Origin of the sequence: Brevibacillus halotolerans (genome assembly GCF_026891775.1) — a bacterium.
Lineage (GTDB): Bacteria > Bacillota > Bacilli > Brevibacillales > Brevibacillaceae > Brevibacillus_B > Brevibacillus_B halotolerans.
In genome coordinates this window covers 45,458-58,252 of the sequence record NZ_JAPTNK010000012.1, presented here as the reverse complement: position 1 = coordinate 58,252, position 12,795 = coordinate 45,458, and the positions used below count along the sequence as shown (strand labels likewise).

At 42.0% G+C, this 12,795-nt stretch carries 1 protein-coding gene; it reads left to right on the top strand.

Going from position 1 to position 12,795, the window contains the following annotated elements:
- Nucleotides 1–175: 175 nt before the first annotated feature.
- Nucleotides 176–12,781: a non-ribosomal peptide synthetase gene (locus O0550_RS15710; RefSeq protein ID WP_258426781.1), complete on the top strand. Its 12,606-nt coding sequence runs from the start codon at nucleotides 176–178 to the stop codon at nucleotides 12,779–12,781.
- Nucleotides 12,782–12,795 lie beyond the last annotated feature (14 nt).

Here is a 12,795-nt window from a genome sequence, read left to right as displayed (position 1 = left end):
GAAAAAAAGCTTTACGAGCGTGTGTTTTGGGCGGGTTCCATTGCACACGCTCACCCTTCATTTTTGCACTCATTCATTTTTCTAGATATCAATTCGATTAGAGGTGTGGATGCAATAGAAGACACCTCGCTATTGTTTAGCGTTCAAATGTGACTAAAAACTTGGAGTGATGTAATTGAAAGCTCTATTTGAAAAAGAAAAAGCTTTTTGGAGCAGCAAGTTTGATGCCGATGATCAAATCGTAATTCTCCCGTATAACAGAACTTCCTCTATTGATAGAAATACCGACAGATACCAAAGCATTTCCAGTACATTGCCGCCTCAGATTTTCGAAAGAATCAGTTCCATTGCAGGCGGGTCACATATCGCTATCTTTATGATTTTATTAGCAGGGTTAGAAAGCTTGTTGTCCAAATATACGAGCCAAGAAACCATCATTGTGGGTGTCCCGGGATTTCGTACTTCACCTGATGCGCAACCACTTTCAAATCAGCTCATCATTTTAAAAAATGAAGTACATAGCAAGAATACTTTTAAATCCTTATTAAACAAAATCAAATCCTCCATTAGTGAAGCAATGAAACATCAGAGTCTGCCTTTTTGGAATTTTATTGATACTCTGAATGTACATTACGATTCGAATCGAGTCCCGATCATTAATACGATCGTGTCGTTAAAGGAGCTCCATACGCTAGATTTCGAGGAACATGCTGTTTATGACATCCATTTTCAATTTGGTCTGGAAAATGGCTCTCTTCAATTAAACACCATTTATAACGAAAATCGTTATGATCAAGAGCTGATTAACCAAGTCAGCAGGCACTTATCTCACATTTTATCCATTGTCTTATTTGATCTAGACCTTTCACTAGAACAGGTTGAACTGTTATCAGAAAAAGAGCAGGAACAGCTTCTGCGTACGTTTAATAACACGGCTACCGCCTATCCCAGAGAGAAAACCATTCAACAGTTGTTTGAGGAACAGGTAGAGCGTACACCAAATCAAGTAGCGGTTGTATTACATGATGAGCAACTAACTTATCAAGAGTTAAATGAAAAGGCTAATCAACTAGCAAGAACGCTACGAAACCAAGGAGTCACTAAAGGGCAATTAGTCGGGCTCATGGTTGAACGCTCCTTAGAAATGATCATCGGAATTTTCGCGATTTTAAAAGCGGGGGGAGCCTATGTACCGATTGATCCAGAATATCCGAATGATCGGATTCGTTATATGCTGGAGGATTCAGGAGCAAAAGTATTTGTTACACAAAGTCACATACGGCATCGAGCAGATTTCGAGGGAACGTGCGTACTCCTAGATGATTCAGAGGCTTACAGTGAAGACAGTTCCAACGTAGAGCCAGTAGCAGAAGCAACTGATGTGGCTTATGTCATATATACTTCTGGATCGACTGGAACACCTAAAGGCACGCAAATCAGACACTTCAGTGCTACAAGAGTGGTACTCAAAACCAATTACATCGAAATAAAAGAAGACGATACCTTATTACAGCTTTCTAATTATGTATTTGACGGTTCTATTTTTGACATCTACGGCGCTTTGTTAAATGGGGCAAGGCTGATCCTCATGAAAAAAACAGATATGCTTGACCTTACTAAGCTTAGTAGCGTAATCGAGCAACAGAATGTGACGATCTTCTTTATACCTACTGCCTTCTTCAATACGCTTGTTGACAATCAGCTGACATGCTTTACAAATGTCCGCAAGGTTTTATTTGGGGGAGAGCGTGCATCTGTTACTCATATTCGCAAGGCATTCCATTATTTAGGGCCAGAACGACTCATTCATGTCTATGGTCCTACCGAGAGTACGGTATTTACCACCTTCTATCCCATTAATACTTCTTTTGATGAAGATGTCGCAACAGTTCCGATTGGGAAACCTCTAGCCAATACATTGGTGTACGTAGTGGATCAATTCAATCATCTCAAACCGATTGGGGTTCCGGGTGAATTGTGCATCGCAGGAGAGGGCTTATCGAATGGATATCTCAATAGAGAAGAGTTAAATGTAGAAAAATTTGTTGATAATCCGTTTGTGCCAGGTACACCCATGTATCGTACAGGCGATTTAGTCAAGATGCTGCCAGATGGAAATATAGATTTTTTAGATCGGATAGATAAGCAGGTAAAAATCAGAGGATTTCGTATTGAGCTAGGAGAAATTGAAAATGCTCTTTTAGCATTCCCAGAGGTCAACGAAGCCATTGTAGTGGATGGAATAAAGGAAGGAAATAAATATTTAGCCGCCTATTACGTGGGAAAAGAGTCTATTCAACCAGGAGAATTACTCAAAAATCTGTCGGATAAATTACCTGAATATATGGTTCCTGATTATTGCATACCCCTTGACCAAATGCCGCTTACTCCGAACGGAAAGATTGATAAAAAAATGCTCCCATCTGTTGAGGAGACAATGCCAATTGAAGAATATGTAGCCCCCGGCACCTTATTGGAAGAAAAATTAACGGAAATTTGGAAGGGGATTTTAGGGCTATCTAAGATTGGAATAAAAGACAACTTTTTTGAAAGAGGTGGACATTCCTTACGAGCAACAGCTCTGGTGTCTACGATTCAGAAGGAGCTACAAAAGAATATCCAGCTAAGAGATGTGTTTTCACATCCGACGATCGAACAACTGGCTCAGCTCATTGAGAATATCGAGCAAACGGCTTATTCAGTTATACCCAATATTGAGGAACAACCTTATTACCCCGTCTCATCCGCTCAGAAACGACTCTATATCCTAAGTCAGCTAGCAGGTGGGGAAATCAGCTATAATATGCCGAATGCTATGTTGCTGGATGGAGAGATCGATCGAGAACGTATAGAAAAAACGTTTCAGCAACTCATTGCGCGTCATGAAATCTTGCGAACTAGCTTTGAGTTAGTAGGCGGTGAACCAATTCAACGCGTACATAAAGAGGTTCCTTTTGCCTTGGAATATGTACAGGTTGCCAATGAAGAAGAGGCGGAAGGAATCATTCGTGATTTTACAAGAATGTTTGATTTGCAAAGCGCTCCATTGTTGCGTGTAGGACTCATCCAGTTAGCCTATGATCGCCATGTCTTATTGTTTGACATGCACCATATCATCTCTGATGGAACCTCTATGAATGTTCTTATTCAAGAGTTTGCCAGCTTGTATCAGGGAGAGGTATTGCCTACACAACGAATCCAGTACAAGGACTACGCTTCTTGGCAACAGCAGCAGATGAAAAGTGAGTGGTATCAGCAACAAGAAAATTATTGGCTACAAGTATTTTCAAAAGAACTGCCTGTCCTTCAAATGCCTACTGATTTCACTCGGCCTGCTATTAGAAGCTTTGACGGAGGTCTGTTGGAATTTAGAATCGGCAAACACACAAGTGAGGACCTAAAGCAGCTTGCAGCCCAAACCGGTTCTACGTTGTACATGGTGCTATTGGCGGTATATACAACCCTGCTGAGTAAATACAGTGGACAAGAGGATATTATTGTTGGAACACCGATTGCGGGAAGACCCCATGCTGATTTGGAAAGCATGATTGGTATGTTTGTAAACACGCTCGCAATCCGCAACTATCCTGTGGGTGAAAAAACATTCTATGAATACCTACAGGAAGTGAAAGAAGCTTCCTTGAAGGCATATGAGAATCAAGATTATTTATTCGAAGAGCTGGTAGATAAGCTAGATGTAAACCGGGATATGAGTCGTAACCCATTGTTTGATACGATGCTTGTCCTGCAAAATTTAGAAAATCAGGAGCAGGACTTAGAGCAGTTACGCATCACACCATATGCAAGTGAGCATACGATTTCCAAGTTCGATTTAACTCTACATGCGATGGAGGATGCGGATACGCTTCTATGTAGTTTTGAATATGCGACAACACTATTCAAACGAGAAACCATCGAGCGTATGGCAAAGCACTTTATCCAATTGATAGATGGACTTGTAAGTGATCCGCATGCGAAGCTGTCATCCATCGAGATGATGACAACAGATGAGAAGACGTTGATTCTCGAAACGTTTAACAATACGACAGTAGAGGGTGTAGGAGAGCAAACCATCCACCAATTATTCGAGATGCAGGTCGAACGCACACCAGATCAGGTAGCTGTTGTTTATGAAGGTGAACATCTGACATATCGTGAGTTAAATGAGCGAGCGAATCAAGTAGCACGAACACTGCGAGCAGAAGGAATAGGCTCAGATCAGCTAGTCGGTATTTTGATGGAGCATTCATTGGATATGATGATTGGATTGCTCGGTATCTTAAAGGCTGGGGGGGCTTATGTACCGATTGATCCAAACTACCCAGAAGATCGAATTCAGTACTTGCTAGAGGATAGTCAAACAACTATTTTGCTCACGCAGCAAAAATTCTCTGAAAAACTTACTTATAACAAAAAGATTCTTTACCTAGACAATCAAGAGATCTATCAGGGAAATACCACTAATCTTGAACACGAAAACAACATGAATGATCTAGCATATATCATATATACTTCAGGCTCGACTGGAAATCCGAAGGGAGCTATGATCACTCATCAGGGGCTTGTCAATTATATTTGGTGGGCTAAAAAGGTGTATGTGCAAAATGAGACCGTTCATTTCCCGCTTTATTCGTCCATTTCGTTTGATTTGACTGTCACGTCCATTTATACTCCTCTGATTTCTGGAAATACGATTTATATTTATAGAGGAGAAGACAAGGTACAGGTCATTTTGGACATCCTTGCAGACAATAAGGTTGGGATTATCAAGCTAACTCCTACCCATCTTAAATTAATAGAAGACTACGATGGCACGAACAGTAACATGAAAAGATTAATTGTCGGCGGCGAAAACCTGCATACGCAACTGGCTAGCAAAATCCATCTTAATTTTGGTGGGAATGTCCAAATTATGAATGAATATGGACCTACCGAAACCGTAGTAGGCTGCATGCTCTATACATTTGATCCGAATCATATCTCTCAGGACTCCGTACCAATTGGTGTACCAGCGGACAATGTAAGGATTTATGTATTAGATAAAGCGCTGCGTCCAGTGCCAATCGGCTCTATTGGAGAAATGTACATTGCAGGGTATGGGGTTGCCAGAGGGTATTTAAATCGCCCCGAGCTAACTGCGGAAAAATTTATAGAAAATCCCTTTAGGCCTGGGGAAAGAATGTATCGAACCGGGGACCTTGCACGATGGTTGCCAGATGGAAATATGGAATATGCGGGAAGAACAGATGATCAGGTTAAAATCCGAGGATATCGGATTGAGCTAGGAGAAATAGAAGCACGGATCGTAAGCATGGAAGAGGTCCAAGAAGCAGTGGTAATCGCTCGGGAAGACCATGCTGGACTACAGCACTTATGCGCATATATTGTATCGGAAAAGCAATTGATGATTAGTGAGCTAAAAAGCAGACTGGCCCATCAGCTTCCTAGTTACATGGTACCGTCCTATTTCATACAGGTAGACAAAATCACGCATACACCAAATGGAAAGCTCGATCGAAAGTCTTTACCTGCCCCAGAGGATGGCACTATCCAAACAGGAGCAGAATATGTACCGCCACGTACATGGATGGAATCGAAGCTTGTGCAGATTTGGCAAGAGGTTCTTGGTCTTTCCATGATCGGGGTGAAGGATCATTTCTTTGATATTGGTGGTCATTCCCTGCGAGCTACTCATTTGGTTTCCAGAATTTATAAAGAATTAAATCAAAACCTGCCGCTACGGGATGTTTTCCAAAATCCGACTATTGAGCAAATGGCAGAAGTATTAATAGGAAGAGAAAAAATTGCCTATACTTCCATTCCCATTATTGAAGAGAGAGAATTCTATCCGGTTTCTTCAGCCCAGAAGCGATTGTATATTTTAAGTCAATTAATTGGTGGAGAAATTAGTTATAATATGCCGAACGTGGTAAGGATAGATGGAGAGCTCGATCAAGAACGTTTAGAAATAGTCTTCCAGAAGCTGATTTCGCGTCATGAAATCTTACGAACTAGTTTTGAGCTGGTAAACGGAGAAACGATGCAACGAGTACACCCAAATGTAGATTTTTCTATCGAATACGCTGAAGCCAGTATAGAAGAGCTCGAAGCCATTATCCAAGGCTTTGTCCGTCCGTTTAACCTTGAGCAAGCTCCATTACTCCGTGTTGGGCTTATTAAGATAGAAAAAGACAGCCATGTTCTGATGTTAGACATGCACCATATTATTTCAGATGGTGTTTCCACAGGGATTTTGATGCAAGAATTTATCAGCCTGTATACGGGGGGAGAGTTATCTTCGCTTCGTATTCAATATAAGGATTATGCAGTCTGGCAACGAGAAGGCGTTCACCGAGAGGCAATCAAGCGACAAGAAGCCTATTGGCTTGAGGTTTTCCAGGGAGAGATTCCTGTACTCAACTTGCCAGTCGATTATGCCCGTCCAGCTATGAAAAGCTTTGAGGGAAGTACGTTTGAATTTGTGCTTGACCAAAAAAGCAGTGATGGATTAAGGCAAATCGCAGCCCAAACAGGTTCTACGCTGTATATGGTGTTATTGGCTGTCTATACGACTCTACTGAGTAAATATAGTGGACAAGAGGATATTATTGTTGGAACTCCGATAGCAGGAAGACCTCATCCAGATTTAGAAAGTATGATTGGTATATTTATAAACACGCTTGCGATACGTAACTATCCAGCTGGTGAAAAAACATTCTACGAATATCTACAGGAAGTCAAAGAAGCTTCCTTGAAGGCATATGAGAATCAAGACTATTTATTCGAAGAGCTGGTAGACAAGCTCGATGTAAATCGGGATATGAGTCGTAATCCATTGTTTGATACAATGCTCATCCTGCAAAATCTAGAAAAGAAAGAGCAGGAGCTAGAGGGATTACGCATTTCATCATATGCAAGTGAACAAACCATATCCAAGTTTGATTTGACCTTACATGCGATGGAGGATGCAGATACAGTCCTGTGTAGCTTTGAATATGCGACAAGACTATTCAAACGAGAAACGATCGAGCGTATGGCCAAGCACTTTACCCAATTGGTAGATAGACTTGTAAGTGAACCGCATGCGAAGCTGTCAGCCATCGAGATGCTGACAACGGATGAGAAGAAGTTGATTCTCGAAACATTTAACAATACAGCAATGCAGGATGTAGCAGACAAGACCATTCACCAATTATTTGAGATGCAGGTCGAACGTACACCGGATCAAGCAGCGGTCGTTTATGAGGGTGAACAACTGACGTACCGTGAGTTAAATGAACGAGCAAATCAACTGGCTAGAACACTGCGAGCAGAAGGGATACGCTCGAATCAACTAGTCGGTATTTTGGTAGAACGTTCTCTTGACATGTTAGTCGGACTGTTAGGCATCCTGAAGGCTGGCGGAGCTTACGTACCTATTGATCCAGGATATCCAGAAGATCGCATTCGCTACATGTTAGAGGATGCGGGGGTTACGTTCGTAGTTGTACACAGTCATTTGCAGGATCAGATCAGCTTCGATGGATATCAGGGAAAATGTATCGTAATAGAGGAAGAAGCTTCTTATCAGGAAGATGCATCTAATCTTGTACCAGGAAGCAGTCCGCTTGATTTAGCCTATGTCATCTACACATCAGGATCGACCGGTAAGCCTAAGGGCGTTATGATTACTCATCAGGCGGTAGTCAACCTGATACATGGCATAACGGATCGGATTGACTTTGCAGAAGGAAAATCTCTTCTTTCTGTTACTACCATTTCATTTGATATCTTCGTGCTAGAAACGCTCCTTTCGCTTAGTAAAGGGATACGAGTAGTAATGGCTAGCGAAATTCAACAGACGGATTCACAGGCCTTACGAAACGTCATTTCTGAGCAAAAAATCGATATGATCCAAATGACGCCTTCTCGCATGCAGATGCTGTTATCTTCAGTAGATAGTACAGAGCTGTTCAAAGAATTGCAGCATGTCCAAGAAATAATGCTTGGTGGCGAAGCGCTTCCTATTTCCTTAGTCAATGCGCTACATGAGCATACACCGGCACGCTTGTTTAATATGTATGGTCCGACTGAAACAACCGTATGGTCATCAATTGGATCAGTGACAGCGGGCCAGCCTATTACAATTGGCAAACCAATCACGAATACACAATTTTATATCTTGAGTATGGAAGGTCATCTTCAACCAGTAGGAGTAGCTGGGGAGCTGTGCATCGCTGGTCTGGGACTTGCAAGAGGATACTGGAATCGTCCCGAACTAACGATGGACAAGTTTATCGAAAATCCATTCCTACCAGGAAGTAAAATGTATAAAACGGGTGATTTAGCGAAGTGGTTACCTGATGGAACCATTGAGTATCTAGGTCGAATCGATCATCAGGTAAAGGTGAGGGGCTATCGCATTGAACTTGGAGAAATAGAAGAACAGATAAGGAATATAAAAGAGGTTGAAGAAGCAGTGGTAATCGCACAGGAAGACCATGCTGGGCTACAGCATTTATGCGCATATATTGTAGCGGATCAACCAGTACTTGTAAGCGATGTAAGAAGCACATTGCTGCAAAAGCTACCTGGCTATATGATTCCTTCCTACTTTGTCCAGTTGGAGCAAATGCCTTTAACACCAAATGGAAAGATTGATCGTAAAGCATTACCTGTACCAAAAGGAAACCTGCAAACAGGAGTGGAATACGTAGCGCCACAGACACAGTGGGAAGTGCAGATCGCTGGTATTTGGCAGGAGGTTCTAGGAATTACTGATATCGGGGTGAGAGATAACTTCTTCGATAGTGGTGGACATTCCTTGCGAGCTACGACTCTCGTTGCCAAGATGCATAAAGAAATGGGAGTGAATCTTCCTCTGCGAGATGTCTTTGCATATCCTACGATCGAACAGATGGCCAAACGAGTATCTGAGATTGATCACGTGGCGCATTTCTCAATTCCTGTCATTTTCGACAGAGAGTTTTATCCGGTATCCTCTGCTCAAAAACGATTATATATTTTAAATCAGATTGAGGGTGGAGGGCTCAGTTATAACATGCCAACCGTCCTAGTGGTAGAGGGACAGCTTCATCGGAAAACTCTTGAAGATGCATTCCAGAAGGTAATCAATCGTCATGAGACCTTACGCACAGGCTTTACGATGATAAATGGGGAACCAGTCCAACAGATTTATCGTGGTGTGACATTTGAGATTGAATACACGCTGGCAAAAGAGGAAGAGATAGCTAGCATCATTCAAGCATTTGTGCGTGAGTTTGATCTTGCAAAAGCTCCACTTTTACGGGTAGGCTTGATTGAACTTGAAGCAGATCGACATGTTTTAATGTTTGATACGCATCACATCATTTCTGATGCGGCTTCGTTAAGTATTTTGCTTCAAGATTTGATTCAGTTATACACAGGTGAGGAACTAGAACCGCTCCGAATTCAATATAAGGATTACGCCGTATGGCAACAGGAAGAAGTGCAAAGCGAACGCATCCTAAATCAAGAAGCATACTGGCTGAACATTCATGGAAATGAAATTCCGGTTCTGAATTTGCCAACGGACTATCCAAGACCTGCTTTGCAAAGCTATCAGGGGGATATCTTTGAATTTGTCATCGATCAACGAAGAAGTGAAGGACTCCGACAAATTGCTGCACAAACAGGTTCCACCTTGTTTATGGTCTTATTGGCTGTATATACCACCTTGTTGGGCAAAAGCAGTGGACAAGCGGATATTATTGTAGGAACTCCAATAGCGGGAAGACCGCATGCAGATCTTGAAAGCCTGATTGGTATATTTATTAATACACTAGCGATTCGTACTCAGCCAATGGCAACAAAAACATTCTACGAATATGTCAAGGAAGTTAAAGAGCATGCACTACAAGCCTATGAAAATCAGGAATATCCGTTTGAAGAGCTAGTAGAAAAATTACAGGTAGCTCGCGATTTTAGTCGCAATCCGCTGTTTGATACAATGTTTGCCTTACAAAACGTGGAGCAAGGTAATCAGACCATCGAAGGTTTACAGCTCAGACCATTTGAAGGAGAGCATAATGTCTCTAAATTTGATCTAAGCTTATACGCCAATGAAGATGATAAAAACATTGTGTGTACTTTCGAGTTTGCTACCTCATTGTTTAAGCGTGACACAATCAAGCGAATGTCAGAGCAGTTCCTACAGGTCATTGACAGCATAGTGGCTGATCCAACCGCAAAGCTGTCTACCATTGAGATTGCTACTACGCAAGAGAAAGAGTTGCTATTGCACACCTTTAATGATACAGCAGGAGATTATCCAAGAGAGAAAACCATTTATCAATTGTTTGAGAGTCAAGTGGAACGTACCCCTGAGCAGATAGCTGTCGTTTACGAAAATGAACAGCTCACCTACCGGGAATTAAACGAGCGAGCAAATCAACTAGCTCGAATCCTGCGATCCGAAGGTGTGGGAGCCAATCAGTTAGTTGGAATTATGGTGGACCGTTCCTTAGACATGATGATTGGGTTAATGGGGATTTTGAAAGCTGGATCAGCCTATGTTCCAATTGACCCAGATTATCCGGACGAACGGATTCGCTACATGCTGGAAGATTCGAAAGCGAATTGGGTAGTGACACAGAGTCATTTACAGGAGCGGATAGCTTTTGCAGGAAGCTTGATCCTTATGGATGAAGAGTCTGCGGATGATCAGCATGAGCAATCTAACCTTGAACCTATTAGTGGACCTACTGATTTAGCCTATGTTATTTATACATCAGGCTCAACAGGTAAGCCAAAAGGCGTCATGATTTTACAGCGTGCAGTCGTAAACCTATTACAAGGCATAACCGATCAGATCGACTTTACCCAAGGAAAAACACTTCTTTCCGTGACGACGATCTCATTTGATATTTTTGTGTTAGAGACTCTACTGCCGCTGTGTAAAGGTGTAAGGGTAATTTTAGCAAGTAGCCTTCAGCAAACTGACCCGAGAGCATTGTGTGATGTGATTGAAAAACAGCAGGTGGACATGATCCAAATGACGCCTTCTCGGATACAAATGCTGTTATCCTCGGAGCACATTCACTGCCTACAGGGATTACAAGAAATTATGCTCGGTGGAGAAGCACTTCCCGCTTCCCTAATCAAAGCCCTACAAGAGACCACCCAGGCACGCCTGTATAATATGTACGGCCCAACTGAAACAACGGTGTGGTCATCGGTGGGAGAACTGATAGACGGGGAACCGATAACAATTGGTAAACCGCTTGTAAACACTTCCTTCTATATTTTAAGCGCTGAAAACCACCTCCAACCGATCGGGATAGCAGGTGAACTGTGCATTGCAGGAGAAGGATTGGCAAAAGGCTACTGGAATCGTCCTGAGCTAACAACAGAAAAATTCGTAGAGAATCCATTTATAACCGGGGAAAAAATGTATCGCACAGGAGATTTAGCAAAATGGCTCCCTGATGGAACCATTGAGTATCTGGGACGAATGGATCACCAGGTAAAAATTCGAGGTTATCGCATTGAGCTTGGTGAAATTGAAGCCCTACTCCTACAAATTCCTTCTGTTCAGGAAGCGGTAGTTGTTGCAAGAGAGGAGCAAGCGGGACAGAAGCAGTTGTGTGCTTATTTTGTGGCAAATCAACAGCTTACAGTAAGTGAAATCAGAAATTCGCTGTCACAAGATTTACCTACTTATATGATTCCAGCGTTTTTTATCCAGCTTGAACAGATGCCATTGACTCCAAACGGCAAAATGAATCGAAATGCACTCCCGACTCCAGAAGGTAATATTCATCTAGGAGTGGAGTACATCGCTCCACAGACACCAACGGAGGTACAATTGGCTACTATTTGGCAGGAGGTATTGGGTGTTTCTAAAATTGGTAAGAATGACAACTTCTTTGAATTGGGTGGGCATTCTTTACATGTACTTGAATTAATCAGGAAAATCTACACAGATATTCGGGTCGAGATCCCTATACGTGTAGTGTTCGAGATGCCAACTGTAGGCGCGATGGCCGAAGAAATAGTACGATCTATGTTTACAAAAAATAATAGTAAACCAATCACAAAATTAAACGAGCATGGACGCTTACATGTGTTCTGCTTCCCGCCAGCAATCGGGTATGGCATGGCATACATCGAAATGGCAAAATTACTTGAACACCAGTGCGTATTGTATGGTATGGATTTTATTGAGGAATATACAAATGACGAGGAATTAATGGAGCAATATGTCAAACTCCTCACTGATGTACAGGGAAATCAACCATACGTGTTCCTAGGTTATTCAATAGGTGGTAATTTGGCATTTGAAGTGGCAAAAGCAATGGAATTAAGAGGCTACGAAGTAAAAGATATTATCTTGCTAGATTCCATTATCAGAAGTGGGGATTCTGTATCTTCAGAAGAGGACGCCTTACAGGAAATCGCTACTCTCTTAGAAGATACACCTGAACAGTACAAGCATCTTGTGACGCCTTCCTATACAAATAGAATCTATTCGTACGCTAGATATCGGAATCAGCTTGTTAATGAGGGGATGGTTCAAGCCAATATCCATGAATTACTAGCATCCGATTCTCAGAAAGTGGGCTCGACAGTAGAATCTTCTTGGTTATGGAAACAGGCAACTCATGGAAATCATATGCAATATCAAGCGGTGGGAACCCATGAAGAGATGCTTGATCCTGAAATGATTGAGGGGAATGCAAGCATAGTCCGCATGATCTTACAGAAAATCATCGATGAAATGTATGCTGTCTCTACCCATGCAACAAATGATTTTCGTTAAAGGCCGCGGTAAAA